This window comes from Pseudomonas sp. C8002 (assembly GCF_013385765.1).
In the GTDB taxonomy this organism is placed as follows: Bacteria; Pseudomonadota; Gammaproteobacteria; order Pseudomonadales; family Pseudomonadaceae; genus Aquipseudomonas.
The window spans coordinates 383933-403906 of record NZ_JACAPJ010000003.1 but is presented as its reverse complement, the minus strand read 5'-3'; the positions used below and the strand labels follow the sequence as shown (position 1 = coordinate 403906).

Below are 19974 nucleotides of genomic sequence, written 5' to 3'. Positions count from 1 at the left end.
CCTTAAAATTCGGTTTCAGTCAGCGCGAAGGCGTTAAACAGTGAAAGCATCTTGCAGCAGTTTTTCCTGCTGTTCGGCGTGCATCGACGCATAACCACACGCAGGTGCAGCAGAAGCATCACGACCGGCGTACTCCAGGCCCAGTGCCTGTTTGTGATTGCCGATGCTGCGACGCAGATGATGCTGGCTGCTGTACCACGCGCCCTGGTTCATCGGTTCTTCCTGACACCACACCACATTGGTGAGGTTGGTGTAAGGCGCGATGGCCTCCATCAGGTCGTCTTCCGGGAACGGGTAAAGCTGCTCGATCCGCACGATGGCGATGTCTTCGCGGCCTTCGGCACGGCGTTTTTCCAGCAAATCGTAGTAAACCTTGCCGCTGCACAGGATCAGGCGAGTGACCTTGGCCGCGTCGAGGGTATCGATTTCTGAAATAACGGTCTGGAACGAACCATCCGCCAGATCTTCCAGGGTCGAGATGGCCAATTTATGACGCAGCAGCGATTTCGGCGTCAGCACTACCAGCGGCTTGCGCAGCGGGCGGATCACCTGGCGACGCAGCAAGTGGTAGATCTGGGCCGGGGTAGTCGGCACGCACACCTGGATGTTGTGCTCGGCGCACAATTGCAGGTAACGCTCCAGACGGGCCGAGGAGTGCTCCGGACCCTGACCTTCATAACCGTGTGGCAGCAGCATGGTCAGACCGCACAGACGGCCCCACTTGTGCTCGCCGCTGGTGATGAACTGGTCGATAACCACCTGGGCACCGTTGGCGAAGTCGCCGAACTGGGCTTCCCAGATCACCAGCGCCTGAGGCGTGGTGGTCGAGTAACCGTATTCGAACGCCAGTACGGCTTCTTCGGACAGGAACGAATCGTACAGGTCGAAACGTGGCTGGCCTTCGTACAGGTTCTGCAACGGGATGTAGGTGCCCGCGTCTTTCTGGTTGTGCAACACAGCGTGACGGTGCGAGAACGTACCGCGGCCGATGTCCTGGCCGGTCATGCGGATCGGGTGACCTTCGAACGCCAGGGTCGCGTACGCCATGGTTTCAGCGTAACCCCAGTTGATCGGCAGGCCGCCGGCTTGCATCTTCTGACGGTCTTCGTAGATCTTCGCAACCTGGCGCTGTACGACGAAACCGTCTGGGATTTCCAGCAGCTTGGCCGACAGTTCCTGCAGGGTCTTCAGATCGAACGAGGTGTCGTGACGCGCAGTCCAGGCGTGGCCCAGGTACGGACGCCAGTCAACGAACAGCTCTTTGTTCGGCTCCTTGACCAGGCTTTTTACGACATGCAGGCCGTTGTCCAGCGCGTTGCGGTATTCATCGATCTTCGCCTGAACACGTGCATCGTCCACCACGCCGGCCTTGATCAGGCTATCGGCATACAGCTCACGGGTGGTGCGCTGCTTGGTGATTTGCTGGTACATCAACGGTTGGGTGCCGCTAGGCTCATCCGCTTCGTTGTGACCGCGACGACGGTAGCAGACCAGGTCGATGACCACGTCACGCTTGAACTGCATGCGGTAATCGATGGCCAACTGGGTCACGAACAACACGGCTTCCGGATCATCACCATTCACATGGAGGATCGGCGCCTGAATCATCTTGGCAACGTCGGTCGCGTACTCGGTAGAGCGTGCGTCCAGCGGGTTGCTGATGGTGAAGCCTACCTGGTTGTTGATGACGATGTGAACGGTACCGCCGGTCTTGAAGCCGCGAGTCTGCGACATCTGGAACGTTTCCAGGACCACACCCTGACCGGCGAACGCCGCGTCACCGTGGATGGAAATCGGCAGGACCTTCTCACCGGTGGAATCGTTACGACGATCCTGGCGCGCACGTACCGACCCCTCGACCACTGGAGAAACGATCTCCAGGTGGGATGGGTTGAACGCCATGGCCAGGTGAACTTCACCGCCGGTGGTCATTACGTTGGACGAGAAGCCCTGGTGATATTTAACGTCACCGGAACCCAGCTCGACCTTCTTCTTGCCTTCGAACTCGTCGAACAGCTCGCGCGGGTTCTTGCCGAAGGTGTTGACCAGCACGTTCAAGCGGCCACGGTGGGCCATGCCGATCACGATTTCCTTGGTGCCGTAGGAACCGGAACGCTGGATCAGCTCGTCGAGCATCGGGATCAGGCTTTCGCCGCCTTCCAGGCCGAAACGCTTGGTGCCCGGGTATTTGGTGCCCAGGTATTTTTCCAGGCCTTCCGCTGCAGTGACGCGCTCGAGCAAGTGGCTCTTGACGTCCGCAGACAGCACCGGGCGACCACGCACGCCTTCAAGGCGGTGCTGGAACCAGTGGCGCTGCTCGGAATCAGTGATGTGCGTAAATTCGGCACCGATGGTGCGGCAATATGTCTGCTGCAACGCTTCGTGAATTTCGCGTAGGCTCGCTTCCTCTTTGCCGATGAACAGGTCGCCGGCACGGAAGGTCGTATCAAGATCGGCATTGGTCAAGCCGTAATGATTGATCGACAGGTCTGCAGGTGCAGGACGCTGCCACAGCCCCAGCGGGTCAAGCTGGGCTGCCTGGTGGCCACGCATACGGTAGGCCTGGATCAGTCGCAGTACTTCAACTTGCTTCTTCTCGTGCTCACTGCTCACGCTTGCGGCAGAAACCGGCTGGGCGCGGCGCTGGTTCTTTGCCAGCAGCACGAACTGATCGCGAATTGTTGCGTGCGATACATCGGTGGCAGCGTTGCCGTCTGAAGACAACGTCTGAAATTTGGTGCGCCATTCTTCTGGCACAGCGTTAGGGTCGTGCAGGTAGAGCTCATAAAGCTCTTCCACATAGGCAGCGTTACCACCTGAAAGATAGCCGCTGTTCCACATGCGCTGCATCACGCTTTCTTGCATGCTTGGTCACCCTCGATTTGGGGACACCACCGGCGAAAACACCGAGTTTGCTTGCAAAAGGCCAAGTGCAGCGACCAAAACAAGCCACTTAGGATCACGCTGATAGTTCGGGTACCAACCCGAATGCCCCTGCTTGTCTCATTTCTTCAAAATAAGAGCCGCGTCTTTGTAAGTCGCTGCTCAAGTTAAAACTACGGCGCCGGTTGAAGCCTGCGCCGTAGCATCTACGGGCACAACGGTCCTGCTTTTACTACAACGTCGGTTACACGCCGCTTTGCAGCAGCATGCTACGTACGTGACCAATGGCCTTAGTCGGGTTCAGGCCTTTGGGACATACGTTGACGCAGTTCATGATCCCGCGGCAGCGGAATACGCTGAACGGGTCATCCAGCGAAGCCAGACGCTCGGCAGTCTTGGTGTCACGGCTGTCTGCCAGGAAGCGGTACGCTTGCAGCAGGGCAGCTGGGCCCAGGAACTTGTCGGGGTTCCACCAGAAGGACGGGCAGGAAGTCGAGCAGCAAGCGCACAGGATGCACTCGTACAGACCGTCCAGCTTCTCGCGCTCTTCCGGAGTCTGCAGACGCTCGATGGCCGGAGCCGGCGTGTCGTTCTGCAGGAATGGCTTAACCTTCTCGTATTGCTTGTAGAAGATGCTCATATCGACGACCAGGTCACGGATAACCGGCAAACCTGGCAGCGGACGAACAACCAACTTGTTGCCTTTCACCACGGAAGACAGCGGCGTGATGCATGCCAGGCCGTTCTTGCCGTTGATGTTCATGCCGTCGGAGCCGCAAACACCCTCACGGCAAGAGCGACGATAGGAGAAACCTTCGTCCTGCTCTTTAACCAGGGCCAGCACGTCCAGCACCATCAGGTCCTTACCACCGGTATCGACCTGGAATTCCTGCATGAACGGCGCAGCGTCCTGATCAGGGTTGTAGCGATAAACACTGACTTTCAACATGGCAGCCACCCTTAGTAAGTCCGAATCTTCGGTTCAAACGTCGGAACCGTCTTCGGCGAGAAGTTCACGGCACGCTTGGTTACGCGCTTGTCACCCGGGAAGTACAGGGTGTGGCACAACCAGTTTTCGTCGTCGCGGTCTTCATAGTCTTCACGAGCGTGAGCACCACGGGATTCTTTACGAACCTCGGCGGCGATGGCAGTCGCTTCAGCCACTTCCAGCAGGTTTTGCAGCTCAAGGGCTTCGATTCGAGCGGTGTTGAACGCCTGGCTCTTGTCGTTGATCTTGACGTTGGCGATGCGCGTACGCAGGTCAGCCAGCTGGGCGATACCTTTCTGCATGTATTCGCCGGTACGGAACACACCGAAGTAGTTCTGCATGCAGCTTTGCAGCTCTTTGCGCAGGGAGGCGACGTCTTCGCCATCGGTACGCGAGTTCAGGCCATCCAGACGTGCCAGGGCAGCGTCGATGTCGGACTGGCGTGGACGCGCGTAATCAACGCCTTCCTTCAGGGTCTGTTCCAGGAACAGGCCGGCGGCACGACCGAATACCACCAGGTCGAGCAGCGAGTTGCCGCCCAGACGGTTGGCACCGTGAACCGATACGCACGCCACTTCACCTACCGCGAACAGACCAGGGATGATCTGGTCGACACCGTCGGCGTCCTGGGTGATCGCCTGGCCATGAATGTTGGTGGCAACGCCGCCCATCATATAGTGGCAAGTTGGAACAACCGGGATCGGCGCAACAGCCGGGTCAACGTGGGCAAAGGTCTTGGACAGCTCCATGATGCCTGGCAGACGGCTGTGCAGCACTTCTTCACCGAGGTGATCGAGCTTCAGCATCACGTGGTCGCCATCGGGACCACAGCCGTTACCGGCGATGATCTCTTTAACCATGGAACGGGCTACAACGTCACGACCGGCAAGGTCTTTGGCGTTCGGAGCATAACGCTCCATGAATCGCTCGCCGTTCTTGTTGATCAGGTAACCACCTTCACCACGGCAACCTTCTGTAACCAGTACACCGGCGCCGGCGATGCCGGTCGGGTGGAACTGCCACATTTCGATGTCTTGTACCGGAACGCCTGCACGCAGGGCCATGCCGATACCGTCACCGGTGTTGATCAGGGCGTTGGTAGTCGAAGAGTAGATACGGCCTGCACCGCCGGTCGCCAATACGGTGGCGTTAGCCCGCACGTAAGAGGTTTCGCCGGTTTCGATGCAGATAACGATCATGCCTACAAAGGCACCGTCTTCGTTCTTCACCAGGTCGACGCCGTAGTATTCGTTGAGGAATACGGTGCCGGCCTTCAGGTTGGCCTGGTACAGGGTGTGCAACAGCGCGTGACCGGTACGGTCGGCTGCGGCACAGGTACGAGCGGCCTGGCCACCCTTACCGAAGTCTTTCGACTGACCGCCGAACGGACGCTGGTAGATGCGACCCTGTTCGGTACGGGAGAACGGCAGACCCATGTGTTCCAGCTCGAAGACCGCTTCCGGGCCTACGGAGCACATGTATTCGATAGCGTCCTGGTCACCGATATAGTCGGAACCCTTGACGGTATCGTACATGTGCCAGCGCCAGTCATCGTTTGGATCGGCGGAGGCGATGGCGCACGTGATGCCACCCTGGGCCGAAACGGTGTGGGAACGGGTCGGGAACACCTTGGTGATCACGGCAGTCTTGTGACCGCCCTGGGCCAGTTGCAGCGCAGCGCGCATGCCGGCACCGCCGCCGCCAATGATGATGGCGTCGAATGAAAGCGTATTAACTGTGTTAGCCATGAATCAGATACCCCAAAGAATCTGCACACCCCAGACGAAGTAAGCGAACATCGCGACGCCGCATACTGCCTGGAAGAGAAACCGTACTGCTGTCGCGGACTTGCCCAGCGCCATCGGCGTCAGGTAGTCGGTCGCGATGGTCCACATGCCAACCCAGGCGTGAGCGCCCAGGGCTACAAGGGCCAGCAGACTGAAGATGCGCATCCCGTTGTGAGCGAACAGGCCGTGCCATTGGGCGTAGCCAATGCCAGGGTTCGCCGCGAGGTACCCGATCAGGAAGATGAAATAAGCCGCGAGAACAACCGCAGACACACGTTGCGCCATCCAGTCATAGAGGCCCGAACGCGACAGGTTCGTAACGCTGGTTACCATATCCAAACTCCCGCCAGAACGATCAGCACCACGGAAATGGCGATGACGATTTTCGAGCCCAGCTTGCCGCCTTCCAGCGTCTCACCGATACCCATGTCCATGATCAAGTGGCGAATACCGGCCACAAGGTGATAAAGCAGAGCGGACAGGAGGCCCCAGGCGACGAATTTGGCCAGCGGACTGGTCAAGCATGCCTTCACCTCGGCGTACCCTTCTTCCGAACCCAGGGATTTGCTCAATGCATAAAGCATGATGCCCAGGCCAAGAAACAGGATGATGCCGGATACACGGTGCAGGAACGACGTTACGCCGGTGATGGGGAGTTTGATGGTCCTTAGGTCTAGGTTTACAGGTCGTTGGCTATTCACGGCTTTTTTTCACACTGAAGAGCCCCTAACAATCAGGGCAAAGTTGTTGGGGAGTGCACTGGTCAGGTAACCACCACCCAGGGAGTGCGACCCCCATCAAAACGGGCCCAAAAGCCCCTGGCGGTCGGAGGCCGAGTATAGACAGTTAGGCAACTAATGACAACGCGCACTCCTCACCCTAATAGCGCATTGCGCTGGCGGCATAAAAGGCGTAAACGGCAGGTAATTTCGAGGAAAAAGTACGGTTAAAGCCTTCTGGAGCAAGACTTTAGGCAAATTGACATCTGAATTTATCTCACTATAGTGGTGCGGGCCCTGCGTGGGGGGTCTGTCTGATGATTTGAAGCATAAATAGGAGGCCACATGGCTGACAAAAAAGCGCAGTTGATCATCGAGGGCGCAGCCCCCGTCGAGCTGCCCATTTTAACCGGCACCGTTGGTCCCGATGTTATCGACGTACGGGGCCTGACGGCCACGGGCCGTTTTACATTCGACCCAGGCTTCATGTCGACCGCCTCATGCGAGTCGAAGATCACCTATATCGACGGTGATAACGGTATCTTGCTGCACCGCGGCTACCCGATCGAACAGCTTGCTGAACAGTCGGACTACCTGGAAACCTGCTACCTGCTGCTTAATGGCGAATTGCCAACAGCTGAGCAAAAGGCCCAGTTTGTCAGCACCGTAAAGAACCACACCATGGTTCACGAGCAGTTGAAGACCTTCTTCAACGGCTTCCGTCGCGACGCCCACCCGATGGCCGTCATGTGCGGCGTAGTCGGCGCCCTGTCGGCCTTCTATCACGACTCCCTGGACATCAATAACCCGCAGCATCGCGAAATCTCCGCGATCCGCCTGGTTGCCAAGATGCCGACCCTGGCCGCAATGGTTTACAAGTACTCCATGGGTCAACCCATGATGTACCCGCGCAACGACCTGACGTACGCGGAAAACTTCCTGCACATGATGTTCAACACCCCGTGCGAGATCAAACCGATCAGCCCGGTGCTGGCCGCCGCGATGGACAAGATCTTCATCCTCCACGCCGACCACGAACAGAACGCCTCGACCTCTACCGTGCGCCTGGCGGGCTCCTCGGGTGCCAACCCGTTCGCCTGTATCGCCGCCGGTATCGCCGCACTGTGGGGCCCTGCCCACGGCGGTGCGAACGAAGCCGTATTGACCATGCTCGATGAAATCGGCGATGTCTCGAACATCGACAAGTTCATCGCCAAGGCCAAGGACAAGAACGATCCGTTCAAGTTGATGGGCTTCGGTCACCGGGTCTACAAGAACCGCGACCCGCGCGCCACCGTAATGAAGAAGACCTGCGACGAAGTGTTGAAGGAACTGGGCATCAAGAACGATCCGCAACTCGAACTGGCCATGCGCCTGGAAGAGATCGCCCTGACCGACCCGTACTTCATCGAGCGCTCGCTGTACCCGAACGTCGACTTCTACTCGGGGATCATCCTCAAGGCGATCGGCATTCCAACCAGCATGTTCACCGTGATCTTCGCCCTGGCGCGGACCGTGGGCTGGATCTCCCACTGGAAAGAAATGCTCTCCAGCCCGTACAAGATTGGCCGTCCGCGCCAGCTGTACACTGGCTACGAGTCGCGTGACATCACCAAGCTGGAAGACCGCAAGTAAGCTAACCGCTACTTGGCTACACCGAAAACGGCCTCCTTTGATAGGGAGGCCGTTTTTATTTGTGCCGGATTTGAGAAACAGTTTTGTCGTATCTGTTACCAATAAAGGCAAAAAAAAGCCCCGATCTCACGACCGGGGCATTTTTTTGTAACTGTTACGGGCTTAGTGGCTAACCGCCCCACTCGCCCCCAGGCCAGTCTGCGAACGCACAAACTGCGGGAAGTACAGCGCACGTTCCTTCTCTGCCGCCGCCGACTTGTCGGTGATGGAGAAGAACCAGATGCCGATGAACGCAATGATCATCGAGAACAGCGCCGGGTACTCGTAAGGGAAGATCGCCTTCTCATGGTGCAGGATCGAGACCCAGATGGTTGGGCCGAGGATCATCAGGCCAACGGCACTGATCAAGCCCAGCCAGCCACCAATCATCGCGCCGCGGGTGGTGAGGTTTTTCCAGTACATGGAAAGCAGCAGCACCGGGAAGTTACAGCTGGCCGCAATGGAGAACGCCAGGCCCACCATGAACGCGATGTTCTGGCTTTCAAACAGGATGCCCAAGCCAATCGCCAGTACTGCCAGGGCGATGGTGGTGATCTTCGATACGCGAATCTCATCCTTCTCGTTGGCCTTGCCTTTCTTGATCACGCTGGCGTACAGGTCATGGGACACCGCCGAAGCACCCGCGAGGGTCAAACCGGCAACCACTGCCAGGATGGTGGCAAACGCCACGGCCGAGATGAAGCCCAGGAAGATACTGCCGCCCACCGCGTTGGCCAGGTGCACCGCCGCCATGTTGTTACCGCCGAGCAAGGCACCTGCAGCATCCTTGAACGCCGGGTTGGTGCTGACCAGCAGGATCGCGCCGAAGCCGATGATGAAGGTCAGGATATAGAAGTAGCCGATGAAGCCAGTGGCATACAGCACGCTCTTGCGAGCTTCCTTTGCGTCACTCACAGTGAAGAAGCGCATCAGGATGTGCGGCAGGCCGGCGGTACCGAACATCAGTGCCAGGCCGAGGGAGAACGCCGAAATCGGGTCTTTCACCAGACCGCCCGGGCTCATGATCGCTTCACCTTTAGGGTGAACCTTGATCGCCTCGGCAAACAGCATGTTGAAGTCGAAGTTGACGTGTTTCATCACCATCAGCGCCATGAACGAGGCACCGGACAGCAACAGCACTGCCTTGATGATCTGCACCCAGGTGGTCGCCAGCATGCCGCCGAACAACACATAGAGGCACATCAGGATGCCTACCAGGATCACCGCGACGTGATAATCCAGGCCGAACAGCAGCTGGATCAGCTTGCCCGCGCCAACCATCTGCGCGATCAGGTAGAACGCCACCACCACCAAAGAGCCGCAGGCCGACAGGCTGCGGATCTGGGTTTGCCCCAGGCGATAGGACGCCACGTCGGCAAAGGTGTATTTGCCCAGGTTACGCAGGCGCTCGGCGATCAGGAACAGAATGATCGGCCAGCCCACCAGGAAGCCGATGGAGTAGATCAGGCCGTCGTAGCCGGAGGTGAACACCAGCGCGGAAATCCCCAGGAAGGAGGCTGCCGACATGTAGTCACCGGCAATCGCCAAACCGTTCTGGAACCCGGTGATCTTGCCGCCGGCCGCATAGTAGTCGGCCGCCGACTTGTTGCGCTTGGACGCCCAGTAGGTGATGCACAAGGTCGCGCCGACGAAGGCCACGAACATCAGGATCGCTGCGATATTCAGCGGTTGTTTATGCACTTCGCCGGTCAGTGCATCGGCCGCCCAAACGGCAGGTGCAAAGGCCGAAGCGCCGAGTACAGCCAATAGACGACGGATCATTGCGCAGCCTCCTTGAGAATCGCATTGTTCAAGTCGTCGAATTCGCCGTTGGCGCGTCGTACATAGATGCCGGTGAGGACGAAGGCCGACACAATCAGCCCGACCCCGATCGGGATCCCCCACGTAATGGACGAACCGGGGCTGATCTTGGCCCCCAGTATTTGCGGCCCATAGGCAATCAGAAGAATGAAAGCGGAGTAAAGCCCAAGCATGATTGCCGAGAGAATCCAGGCGAATCTTTCCCTTTTACTAACCAGCTCCTTGAAACGCGGGCTGTTTTGAATCGAGAGGTAAATGCTGTCGTTCATTGTTTTTATCCTCGCAGCACAGCTTTTTATTATTGGAACATATCCACTGTATGCGGCTGAGGAACAGGTTCCAGACGACCTTAGTAGTAGAAGGAGTGTAGCGAGGGATATTGAAGGTGCAGGAATAATTGCGGGGGCGAAATAATGTGGGAGCCGGGCTTGCCCGCGATGGGATCACCTCGATACATCAAGTGCACCGAGGCGTCTGCATCGCAGGCAAGCCAGATCCCACAAGAGACTTACTTAGCAGTCCACTCGGCGACGCGCTCAGGGTGCTTGGCCACCCAGTCCTTGGCCGCCGCTTCAGGCTTGGCGCCCTCTTGGATCGCCAGCATGACTTCGCCGATTTCATCCTTGGAGGCCCACTGGAATTTCTTCAGGAACGCCACGACTTCCGGGGCTTTCTTTTCCAGGCCTTTGCTGCCGATGCTGTTGACGGTCTCAGCAGCACCATAAATTCCTTTTGGGTCGTCCAGGAAGCGCAGTTTCCACTTGGCGAACATCCAGTGTGGCACCCAGCCGGTGACCGCAATGGATTCCTGTTTGTCTTCGGCACGGGTCAACTCGGCGATCATCGCCGCGCCCGAGCTGGCTTGCAGCTTGTAGTCCAGGCCATAGGCCTTGATTGCTTCGTCGGTCTTGAGCATCACACCTGAACCGGCGTCGATACCCACGATCTTGTTCTTGAAGGTGGTGTCGGTCTTGAGGTCTTCGATGGATTTGGCTTTCACGTACTCAGGCACGATCAGGCCGATCTTGGCGTCCTTGAAGTTGGGGCCGTAGTCGACCACCTTGTCCTTGTTCTTGGCCCAGTATTCACCGTGGGTCACCGGCAACCAGGCGGAGAGCATGGCGTCGAGTTTGCCGGTGGCCACGCCTTGCCACATGATCCCGGTGGCGACCGCTTGCAGTTTCACGTCATAACCGAGCTTTTGCTTGATCACTTCTGCCGCCACGTGGGTGGTGGCGACACTGTCCGACCAGCCATCCACATAGCCGATGCTCAGGGTTTTGCTGTCGGCGCTGGCCAGTGTGGAGCTCATCGCAACTACCAGAGTGGCAGCTGCGCCCAAGAGTCGTCGCATCTTCATAGTGCTTCCCCGAAAGTGCTGCGCCCGGCGGATGCCGAGCGACGTCAACCTGTTGTTATGTGGTGCACCGCGCCCCCTTCACGCGCATCGATCACGTGGGTGCCTCATCAGTGGAGGGCTGACACTTCGATCATCAACCTGCTGCCACAAGCGACCTGCTCTGACTGCGACCTCAGGTAAGCAAGAAACGACATCACATCGCCAGCAGGATGATTTGTAGGACATTCACCGACGATCCCGCCCGAACTTTGCATGTCAAAATTATGCGGCCCCACTGGGACGGCTCAAATCCGGGTAAGATGCGCGCCTTTGCCCCCAGACGGCCTGATCATGCCCGCGACTGCACGTTTCCCGCTCCTGCCCTATTTATTTGCCCTGATCCTCGGTGTGCTGGCCCTCGGCGGCTATTGGTACGGCCTTGGCCAACCGGTGGTGCTGCCGGACGTGGCCAGCGCCAGCCACAAGCTGCAATGTGCGTCCTACACGCCCTTCGACAAAGACCAGTCGCCGTTCGACCAGCCGTTCAAACTGCGCCCCGAGCGCATGGACGCCGACCTGGCGTTGCTGGCCACCCGTTTCGAATGCATACGCACCTACTCCCAGACCGGCCTTGAAGACTTGCCGGCACTGGCACGCAAACACGGCCTGAAGCTGATGAGCGGCGCATGGGTCAGCAGTGATCCGGCGGCCACCGCCAAGGAAGTCGAGGCACTGATCGCTTCGGCCAATGCCAACCCCGACGTCGTCACCTCGGTGATCGTCGGCAACGAAACCCTGCTGCGCAAGGAAGTCACTGCCGCGCAGTTGGTCAAGCTGATCCATCACGTCAAGGACCATATCAAGCAACCGGTCACCTACGCCGATGTGTGGGAGTTCTGGCTGCAACACCCGGAAATCGCCCCGGCCGTGGACTTCCTGACCATCCACCTGCTGCCTTACTGGGAAGATGACCCCTCGGGCATCGACCAGGCGCTCAAGCACGTGGGCGATGTGCGCCAGACCTTCGGCAACAAGTTCGCCCCCAAGGACGTGATGATCGGCGAGACCGGCTGGCCGAGCGAAGGCCGCCAGCGGGAAACGGCGGTGCCGAGCCGGGTCAACGAAGCGAAATTCATGCGCGGGTTCGTGGCCATGGCCGAAGCCAATGGCTGGCACTACAACCTGATCGAAGCCTTTGACCAGCCGTGGAAACGCGCCAGTGAAGGGGCGGTGGGGGGTTACTGGGGCCTGTTTGATGCGGACCGCCAGGACAAGGGCGTGCTCGCCGGCCCGGTGACCAATGTGCCGTACTGGCCGCTGTGGCTGGGGGTTGGCGGGATCATCCTGCTGGGCACGCTGCTGCTGGGTGGCCGCGTGCGCACGACCCGGGCTGCGTTGTTGTTGCCATTGCTGGGCGCCGTGGCGGCCTGCTCGATCGGCACCTGGGCCGAGTTGAACCGGGTCACCGCGCGCTTCACGGATGAGTGGGTGTGGGCTGGATTGCTGGTGGCCTTGAACCTTGCGGTACTGGCTCACGCCGCCCTGGCGTTGAGTACGCGAGAAGGTTGGCGCGAACGCGCCTTCAACTGGCTGGAGCAGCGCGCTGGCTGGCTGGTGGCAATCGCCGGGTTTGCCGGTGCGGTCATGATGCTGGCGCTGGTATTTGACCCGCGTTACCGCAGCTTCCCGAGTGCCGCGCTGGTGCTGCCTGCGCTGGTGTACCTGGTGCGTCCGGTGAGCGGGCTGCGGCGGGAGATTGCATTGCTGGCGTTCATCATCGGTGCCGGTATTGCGCCGCAGTTGTTCCGTGAAGGGGTGATGAACCAGCAGGCGTGGGGTTGGGCGGTGGTGAGCCTGTTCATGGTCGTAGCCTTGTGGCGTTGCTTACGGGTGCGCAAGGCTTAAGACCGCTTTCGCGAGCAAGCCCGCTCCCACACTCGACCGCATTCCAAGGGATGTACTCGGTCAAATGTGGGAGCGGGCTTGCTCGCGAAGAGGCCCCATCAGGCAACGCGAGGCTTACGGACCAACCGCAACCCCGCAATCACCACCGCAAACACCGCAAAGGTCGTGTTGTACAACGCCAACGCCGGAAACCCGAACACCAGCGCCAACACCGCCAAACCCCACCCGGCCCGGCCCGGCACGAAAAACGCCAGCACCGCCGTGACCAGCGCCGCCCAGCCCAGCACCTTGAAGTGAATCATCAACCCCAGGTTGGAACGCACCTGGCATTCCCAGCGGCTGGCTTCGTCAGCGCAAATGCCCACCCAACGGCCATCCTCCATGAATCCGTAACGCGCGCCATAACTGGCGGCCAGCCAAAGCGGCAGGGCAATAAGCAACAGGATCAGCGGAAAACGGCGGGACATGGGGCACTCCGATAGGCGAAAACGGCGCCCAGCTTAATCCCCCGGTGGCCGTTGGCAAGTTTTGCAAACAGATAAGTGTTCATTAAGGCGTGCCAAAGTGTATCGTCTCGCTACTATTACCCCGATTCCGACGTTTTTTCCGACTTTTAGTGCCGAAGGCTGGCACTTCGGCAGCAACGCGGTGGTCATAGCCTGCGAACTCCACTTCAGCACGTTTTCCTCTTAGGGATTTAGTCATGCTCCGTTCCTTGCGCTGTGCGGCCCTGTTGGGCAGCCTTTTTCTGAGTGCGTCAGCACTGGCGGTCGATATCGACCAGGCCAGCTATGGCTACCCTTTGACCAACCCGTTTGAAGCGACCATCGCCACCACCCCGCCGAACCTGCGGCCGGAACTGCCATCGGACGATCAAATCAATCAGTCCGACTACACCCTGACGATGCGCCCCGAGCGCGAGTTCAGCCTGCCTGACAACTTCTGGGCGGTGAAGAAACTCACCTACCGCATCGCCAAGCAGGACCGTGCCGCACCGCTGATCTTCCTGATCGCCGGCACCGGCGCACGCTTTGACAGCACCATCAACGAATACCTGAAAAAGCTGTACTACAAGGCCGGTTACCACGTCGTCCAGCTGTCGTCCCCCACCAGCTTCGACTTCATCGCCGCCGCCTCGCGCTTCGCCACTCCCGGCATCAGCCAGGAAGACGCCGAAGACATGTACCGCGTGATGCAGGCCGTACGCGCGCAAAACCCGACGCTGCCCGTGACCGACTTCTACCTCACCGGCTACAGCCTCGGCGCCCTCGACGCAGCCTTTGTCAGCAAGCTGGACGAAACCCGTCGCAGCTTCAACTTCAAGAAAGTCCTGCTGCTGAACCCGCCGGTCAACCTCTATACCTCGATCACCAACCTCGACAAACTGGTGCAGACCGAGGTCAAGGGCATCAACAACAGCACCACCTTCTATGAGCTGGTGTTGAACAAACTGACCCGCTACTTCCAGCAAAAGGGCTACATCGACCTCAACGATGCCCTGCTGTACGACTTCCAGAACTCCAAGGAACACCTGACCAACGAACAGATGGCGATGCTGATCGGCACTTCATTCCGCTTCTCGGCGGCCGACATTGCCTTCACCTCGGACCTGATCAACCGTCGCGGCCTGATCATCCCGCCCAAGTACCCGATCAGCGAAGGCACCAGCCTCACGCCGTTCCTCAAGCGTGCGCTGCAGTGCGACTTCGACTGCTACCTCACCGAACAGGTGATCCCGATGTGGCGCGCCCGTTCCGACGGCGGCAGCCTGCTGCAACTGGTTGACCAGGTCAGCCTGTATGCCCTCAAGGACTACCTGCACGACAGCCCGAAAATCGCCGTCATGCACAACGCCGACGACGTGATCCTGGGCCCTGGCGACCTTGGCTTCCTGCGTAAAACCTTCGGCGATCGCTTGACCGTCTACCCCCTGGGCGGCCATTGCGGCAACCTCAACTACCGCGTCAACGCCGACGCCATGCTGGAGTTCTTCCGTGGCTAAATATCTTCTGCTGCTCGCCGCCCTGATGTGCGCGGGCGTGGCCAATGCCGACAACAGCAAGGCCCACACGCCGACCGTAGTGGACTCCGACGGCTTCAAGGAGCCCCTGAGCCACCTCAAGTTCAACCCTGGCCTGGACCAGCGTGAGTTCGAGCGCTCGTCGGTCAACGCGCTGAATGTCTACGACCCGCTGGAGTCGTGGAACCGCCGGGTCTACCACTTCAACTACCGCTTCGACCAGTGGGTGTTCCTGCCGGTGGTGGACGGTTACCGCTATGTCACCCCAAGCTTCCTGCGTACCGGCGTCAGCAACTTCTTCAACAACCTCGGGGATGTGCCCAACCTGTTGAACAGCCTGCTGCAGCTCAAGGGCCATCGTTCCCTGGAAACCACCGGCCGCCTGCTGCTCAACACCACCATCGGCATCGCCGGCCTGTGGGACCCGGCCACCGCCATGGGCCTGCCGCGCCAGAGCGAAGACTTCGGCCAGACCCTGGGCTTCTACGGTGTACCGGGCGGCGCCTACCTGGTGCTGCCGCTGTTTGGTCCGTCGAACCTGCGGGATACCACCGGCCTGCTGGTGGACTACGGCGCCGAGACCGAGATCAACTTCCTGAACGTGTCCAAGGTCAGCGAAAACCACCCGGAAATCTGGGCCCTGCGCGCCGTCGACAAGCGCTACCAGACCAGCTTCCGCTACGGCCAGATGAACTCGCCGTTCGAGTATGAAAAGGTGCGCTACGTGTACACCGAGGCGCGCAAGTTGCAGATCGCCGAGTAATGCCCCGTGTAGGCGCTGGCTTGCCAGCGCCTACATCCCCCGCCGACACCACTTACGCCACGTAAACCGCAGTTGCAGCACGGCCGCCCTGGCCATTTCCCGATCCTGCTCCGCCAATCCCGAAGGCTGTTCAAGCGCTTCAAGCATCGCAACGCTGGCCGCATCCATCAGCGACTCATTCGCCACGCTCGGCCCCCCCTCCTCCAACACCGACGCCAATGCCCGCAAATAGCGATCGCGCTCAATCGCCAACGCACCCCGGCTGTCCGCCAGGCAGGCGCGCAACTCCAGCAACTCATCCCCCAGGTCCAGCCCCAGCAATCCGTTATCCCAGTGGACACGGCGATCGGCAGGCAAGGTTTCGCTGTAGCGCGACAGGCGAATCAGCCGGTCCGCCATGCGCCCGCCAAACCAGCTTTCAGCCTGCTCCAGGGGGCGGGAAGTCAATTGCGCCAGGTCGAACAATGAAGCCTTGAACATCCGCCGATAGTGATGCTCGCCGGGATTGAGCTGGATCAGCCGAAACACCACCACGGCAATCCCGACCCCCACCAGCGTCGCGATGGCCTTGTTGAGGAACGCGGCGAAGTCATAGGTCATCACATTGCTGGGCCCTACGTTGTTGACGAAAAAGATGCAGAACGCCGAGGCCGTGGCCGCCAGCTTGAGGCGGCTCATGCACAACGAGGCGAAAAACAGCGGCACTCCCAACGCCAGGCATAACAAGGGAAAGCCATCGAAGCCGGGCAACAGCACGAAGCACACAAAACCGGCCACCGGGATCGACAGCGCTATGCCCTTGAGGAAATTCAGGCTGGAGGCCGACGGGTTTTCCCGCGCTGCAAACAGGCTCAACACCACGCCACAAATCGATACCGCGCCCAAACCCGAAGGCCATGCCGTAAAGATCCAGAACGCCGCGACCGCCAGAAACGCCAACGCACTGCGCAGCCCGCCAAGCACCCCCTGCTCGATATCCCGGTGCCAGGACATCGCCCCCGGTGCGCCGGGCGGCACCCTGCCCTGCTCGACCGCCGACAGCGTCAATGCACCCCGCTCAATCAAGCGCAACACCTGCGCCAGTTGCACCAGGCAAAAGTGCGCCTCCTGGCCAAGCTGCGGATCCTGCAACGCCAGGCCAAGCCGTTGTGACAACCCGGGCAGTTCATCAAGACGCTCCTGCTGCAACGCCGAAGCCACCGCTTCAATCAGTGGCCCGACCGCCGCCGTTTCATCGAGCATCATCCGCTGTCGCGCCACGCCCCGCGCCGCCCGCAGCAGGCTAAGCAGATCACGGCTGAGCACCCGCAAGGCCTGGGAGCGGCGCCGGCCCTTGGGCCCTTCAAACCAGGCATGGTCGCGCTGGCTGTCCACCGCCACCAGGCGGCTCAATGCTTCGAGCAAGCCTTTACGCTGGTCGGTACCCAACAGCTCCGAAGCGGCAGCCCGCACCCCGGCCTGCCAGGCGGCGCGCGCCTGAACCGCCAGCACCTGCTCGACCCGGCGCGGCCACAGAATCGTACTGGCGATGGAGGCACAAAGAATCCCCAGGCTGATCTCCTGGCAGCGTGCCACCGCCTCATCGAACACTCCCAGCGGTGCCGCCGTAGCGGGCAGCGCAATAATCGCCGTGGTGTAACCCGCCAGCACAAACCCATAGGACGCATGATTGCGCAGCAAGGATGCCCCCGTGGTGCAGAACGCCAGCCACAGCGCCATGCACAGCAGGAACAACAACGGCGCCTGGCCAAACACGCCGATCATCGCAATGGAAACCATGGCCCCGACAAACGTACCCACCAGCCGATAGGCGCCTTTGGCCAGGACCATGCCGCTGGTGGACTGGCCCACGATAAATACGGTGGTCAGGGCCCATTGCGGTTGCTGCAAGTCAAAACAGAAGGCCAGGTACAACGCGACCCCGCCGGCGATCATGTTGCGCAAGGCAAACAGCAGATCGCTACGGGACGGGGTCAACGTCGCCTGCCAGAAATCAGGGAGCTGGAAGGTGGAGGATTTCATTAAACCCACATATAGATAGCAAGCTAATGATTAGCATCGTATCTATATTTGTGGCGAATGCCAATCTCAGGCTATTTGACCAGGCGCTTTTCCTTGGATGGCCTGTAGCCAAAGTAGGCGCTGTAGCACTTGCTGAAATGGCTCGGCGAGACAAACCCGCAAGCCACCAGCACATCCACCTGGGACAGCTCGGTATGTTGCAGCAGCCGACGGGCCTCGGTGATGCGCAGTTCCAGGTAATAACGCTGGGGCGTGGTGCCAAGCTGCTCCTTGAACAAACGCTCCAACTGGCGTCGGGAACGGCCCGCATAAACGGCCAGTTGCTCAAGCTCCAGAGGCTCTTCGAGGTTGGCGTCCATCAGGTTGACCACCTCGCGCAGGGGTGCGCTCAAGCACACGTTTTCCGTGGGTTTCACCCGCCGGTAGCGCGACTCCTCAAACGCCAGGATGTCCTCGATCCCCTCCACCAGCGCTTTGCCGTACAGCCCCTTGATCCAGTCCAGCGCCATATGAAACGCACCGGAAGGGCTCGACGCCGTCAGCCGGTCGCGATCAATCACATAGGGTTCGCTGCTGACCTGCGTCGCCTTGCAGAAATCAGCGAGGGCCGGGCGATGTTCCGGGTGCACGGCGCAGCGGTAGCCGCCCAGCAATCCCGCACGCCCCAGGAACCACGCACCATTCCACAAACCGGCCAGGCTCACACCCTGCTCCGAGGCGCTTTTCAGCAGGTGGATAAACTCCTCCGCAGCCTTCAGTTCAGTGCGATAGCCACCGCATATCACCAACAGGTCCAACTCTTTAAGCACCGAAGACTCAAGCCGCGCATCGGGCCGGATCACCAGCCCCAGGTCACTGATCACCTCGCCTTCCCGCAAGCCGAAGGTCGAGGTAGAAAAAGAAGCGGGCCGCAGCAGGTTGGCGGTGATCAGCGTATCCAGCGCCTGGGTAAACGCCGGCAGCGAGAAATGTTCGAGCAACACAAATCCCGCACGCACCGTCTGACGGGCCTCGCCGGGAGTTTCATTCAGGTAGCGGAGGTTCTTGCCTTTCATGCCTCCGCTGAATTGCCGTCGCTCGATCAAATGCCTATGCCCTCACCCGCTTCCAGAGGTTACCCACCACGCTGACCACCGCCAACACCACGGCCCCGGCAATGATCCCCGCCACTGCATTGAGCAACGTCGGCATCAACCACGCCAGGCCGCCAGTACTCTGGCTCACGGTCTCGATCCAGTGATGCACCACCGGCACACCATGGGTCAGGATGCCACCGCCGACCATGAACATCGCCGCCGTACCAATCACCGACAGGCTTTTCATCATGTACGGCGCCGCCCGCAGGATCGCCCCGCCAATGCTGCGCGCCGCCTGGCCGGGCTTCTGGGTGAGCCACAGGCCCAGGTCATCGAGTTTGACGATACCGGCCACCAAGCCGTAGACGCCGATGGTCATGACGATGGCGATACCCGACAACACGATCACTTGCTGCATCAGCGGTGCATCGGCCACGGTACCCAGGGTGATGGCGATGATTTCGGCGGAGAGGATGAAGTCGGTACGGATCGCGCCCTTGATCTTGTCCTTCTCGAAGGCCACCAGGTCCGTGGCCGGATCCGCCACGGCTTCCACCAGGTGCGCCTGCTCTTCGGTGCGTTTGTGGAAGAAGCTATGGGCGAGTTTTTCGAAACCTTCAAAACACAGGTAAGCGCCGCCCAGCATCAACAACGGCGTGACCGCCCACGGCGCAAACGCGCTGATCAGCAACGCAGCCGGCACCAAAATCAGCTTGTTGACGAACGAGCCCTTGGCCACCGCCCACACCACCGGAATTTCCCGCTCGGCGCGCACCCCGGAGACTTGCTGGGCATTCAACGCCAGGTCATCCCCCAACACGCCGGCGGTTTTCTTCGCGGCCATCTTGGTCATCAACGCCACATCATCGAGCACCGCGGCGATGTCGTCGATCAATACCAGCAAACTGCTTCCTGCCATGGCTCAGGCTTCCGTGATTCAAAGTGCGCCGAGAATAACGCGGCGCACACCGGGTTAG

General features: G+C 59.9%; 16 protein-coding genes. 4 read left to right on the top strand and 12 right to left on the bottom strand.

Going from position 1 to position 19974, the window contains the following annotated elements; genetic code table 11:
* Nucleotides 1–33 precede the first annotated feature (33 nt).
* The 5 genes from HX814_RS05295 to sdhC form a co-directional block, all read right to left on the bottom strand.
* Entirely contained in the window at nt 34–2865 is a 2832-nt protein-coding gene (locus tag HX814_RS05295; protein ID WP_003210570.1) for a 2-oxoglutarate dehydrogenase E1 component, read from the bottom strand.
* Between the two features lie 262 nt (nt 2866–3127).
* Complete coding sequence (locus tag HX814_RS05290) at nt 3128–3832, bottom strand: succinate dehydrogenase iron-sulfur subunit (RefSeq protein WP_003210571.1); 705 nt, start codon at nt 3830–3832, stop codon at nt 3128–3130.
* Nucleotides 3833–3843: 11 nt separating this feature from the next.
* Entirely contained in the window at nt 3844–5619 is a 1776-nt protein-coding gene (gene sdhA / locus HX814_RS05285; RefSeq protein ID WP_003210572.1) for a succinate dehydrogenase flavoprotein subunit, read from the bottom strand.
* 3 nt (nt 5620–5622) lie between these two features.
* On the bottom strand, nt 5623–5991 hold the full coding sequence (gene sdhD / locus HX814_RS05280) for a succinate dehydrogenase, hydrophobic membrane anchor protein (RefSeq protein ID WP_003210573.1): 369 nt from the start codon (nt 5989–5991) through the stop codon (nt 5623–5625).
* Entirely contained in the window at nt 5985–6359 is a 375-nt protein-coding gene (gene sdhC, locus HX814_RS05275) for a succinate dehydrogenase, cytochrome b556 subunit (RefSeq protein WP_008433998.1), read from the bottom strand. The genes sdhD and sdhC overlap by 7 nt, the downstream gene beginning before the upstream one ends.
* A gap of 363 nt (nt 6360–6722) precedes the next feature.
* On the opposite strand from sdhC, the gene gltA reads away from it, so the two are divergent.
* A complete protein-coding gene (gene gltA, locus HX814_RS05270) occupies nt 6723–8012 on the top strand; it encodes a citrate synthase (protein WP_003210575.1) in 1290 nt (429 codons plus the stop codon).
* A gap of 162 nt (nt 8013–8174) precedes the next feature.
* Here gltA and HX814_RS05265 read toward each other — a convergent pair whose 3' ends face one another.
* The 3 genes from HX814_RS05265 to HX814_RS05255 form a co-directional block, all read right to left on the bottom strand.
* Entirely contained in the window at nt 8175–9833 is a 1659-nt protein-coding gene (locus HX814_RS05265; RefSeq protein ID WP_003210576.1) for a cation acetate symporter, read from the bottom strand.
* Nucleotides 9830–10141: a DUF485 domain-containing protein gene (locus HX814_RS05260; RefSeq protein ID WP_003210577.1), complete on the bottom strand. Its 312-nt coding sequence runs from the start codon at nt 10139–10141 to the stop codon at nt 9830–9832. The genes HX814_RS05265 and HX814_RS05260 overlap by 4 nt, the downstream gene beginning before the upstream one ends.
* 239 nt (nt 10142–10380) lie before the next feature.
* Nucleotides 10381–11232, bottom strand: a complete 852-nt coding sequence (locus tag HX814_RS05255; protein WP_008433997.1) for a glycine betaine ABC transporter substrate-binding protein — start codon at nt 11230–11232, stop codon at nt 10381–10383.
* Between the two features lie 330 nt (nt 11233–11562).
* On the opposite strand from HX814_RS05255, the gene HX814_RS05250 reads away from it, so the two are divergent.
* Entirely contained in the window at nt 11563–13116 is a 1554-nt protein-coding gene (locus HX814_RS05250; RefSeq protein ID WP_177008359.1) for a glycosyl hydrolase family 17 protein, read from the top strand.
* 98 nt (nt 13117–13214) lie between these two features.
* Here the strand turns inward: HX814_RS05250 and HX814_RS05245 are convergent, their stop codons facing one another.
* Nucleotides 13215–13583, bottom strand: a complete 369-nt coding sequence (locus HX814_RS05245; protein ID WP_003210580.1) for a hypothetical protein — start codon at nt 13581–13583, stop codon at nt 13215–13217.
* A gap of 236 nt (nt 13584–13819) precedes the next feature.
* Between HX814_RS05245 and HX814_RS05240 the strand changes: the two genes are divergently transcribed.
* Nucleotides 13820–15118, top strand: a complete 1299-nt coding sequence (locus HX814_RS05240) for a hypothetical protein (protein WP_003210581.1) — start codon at nt 13820–13822, stop codon at nt 15116–15118.
* On the top strand, nt 15111–15899 hold the full coding sequence (locus HX814_RS05235; protein WP_003210582.1) for a VacJ family lipoprotein: 789 nt from the start codon (nt 15111–15113) through the stop codon (nt 15897–15899). Before HX814_RS05240 ends, HX814_RS05235 begins: the two co-directional genes overlap by 8 nt.
* Before the next feature lie 30 nt (nt 15900–15929).
* Here the strand turns inward: HX814_RS05235 and HX814_RS05230 are convergent, their stop codons facing one another.
* From HX814_RS05230 to HX814_RS05220, 3 genes are all read right to left on the bottom strand, one after another.
* Nucleotides 15930–17921 (bottom strand): FUSC family protein, encoded by a 1992-nt coding sequence (locus tag HX814_RS05230; protein ID WP_177008360.1) that lies wholly within the window; start codon nt 17919–17921, stop codon nt 15930–15932.
* A 71-nt stretch (nt 17922–17992) separates the two neighbouring features.
* Nucleotides 17993–18976 carry a GlxA family transcriptional regulator gene (locus HX814_RS05225; RefSeq protein ID WP_177008361.1) on the bottom strand — a complete coding sequence of 328 codons (984 nt, stop codon included), beginning with the start codon at nt 18974–18976 and terminating at the stop codon, nt 17993–17995.
* Between the two features lie 34 nt (nt 18977–19010).
* The gene (locus HX814_RS05220; protein ID WP_177008362.1) at nt 19011–19916 is read right to left on the bottom strand and encodes a DUF808 domain-containing protein; all 906 of its coding nucleotides are present in this window, start codon (nt 19914–19916) and stop codon (nt 19011–19013) included.
* Between the last annotated feature and the right edge of the window lie 58 nt (nt 19917–19974).

Bases quoted from the DNA above. Each gene is read 5' to 3' on its own strand.
- HX814_RS05295 (WP_003210570.1), bottom strand. From the start codon at position 2,865: ATGCAAGAAAGCGTGATGCAGCGCATGTGGAACAGCGGCTATCTTTCA.
- HX814_RS05290 (WP_003210571.1), bottom strand. From the start codon at position 3,832: ATGTTGAAAGTCAGTGTTTATCGCTACAACCCTGATCAGGACGCTGCG.
- sdhA (WP_003210572.1), bottom strand. From the start codon at position 5,619: ATGGCTAACACAGTTAATACGCTTTCATTCGACGCCATCATCATTGGC.
- sdhD (WP_003210573.1), bottom strand. From the start codon at position 5,991: ATGGTAACCAGCGTTACGAACCTGTCGCGTTCGGGCCTCTATGACTGG.
- gltA (WP_003210575.1), top strand. From the start codon at position 6,723: ATGGCTGACAAAAAAGCGCAGTTGATCATCGAGGGCGCAGCCCCCGTC.
- HX814_RS05265 (WP_003210576.1), bottom strand. From the start codon at position 9,833: ATGATCCGTCGTCTATTGGCTGTACTCGGCGCTTCGGCCTTTGCACCT.
- HX814_RS05260 (WP_003210577.1), bottom strand. From the start codon at position 10,141: ATGAACGACAGCATTTACCTCTCGATTCAAAACAGCCCGCGTTTCAAG.
- HX814_RS05255 (WP_008433997.1), bottom strand. From the start codon at position 11,232: ATGAAGATGCGACGACTCTTGGGCGCAGCTGCCACTCTGGTAGTTGCG.
- HX814_RS05250 (WP_177008359.1), top strand. From the start codon at position 11,563: ATGCCCGCGACTGCACGTTTCCCGCTCCTGCCCTATTTATTTGCCCTG.
- HX814_RS05245 (WP_003210580.1), bottom strand. From the start codon at position 13,583: ATGTCCCGCCGTTTTCCGCTGATCCTGTTGCTTATTGCCCTGCCGCTT.
- HX814_RS05240 (WP_003210581.1), top strand. From the start codon at position 13,820: ATGCTCCGTTCCTTGCGCTGTGCGGCCCTGTTGGGCAGCCTTTTTCTG.
- HX814_RS05230 (WP_177008360.1), bottom strand. From the start codon at position 17,921: ATGAAATCCTCCACCTTCCAGCTCCCTGATTTCTGGCAGGCGACGTTG.
- HX814_RS05225 (WP_177008361.1), bottom strand. From the start codon at position 18,976: ATGAAAGGCAAGAACCTCCGCTACCTGAATGAAACTCCCGGCGAGGCC.
- HX814_RS05220 (WP_177008362.1), bottom strand. From the start codon at position 19,916: ATGGCAGGAAGCAGTTTGCTGGTATTGATCGACGACATCGCCGCGGTG.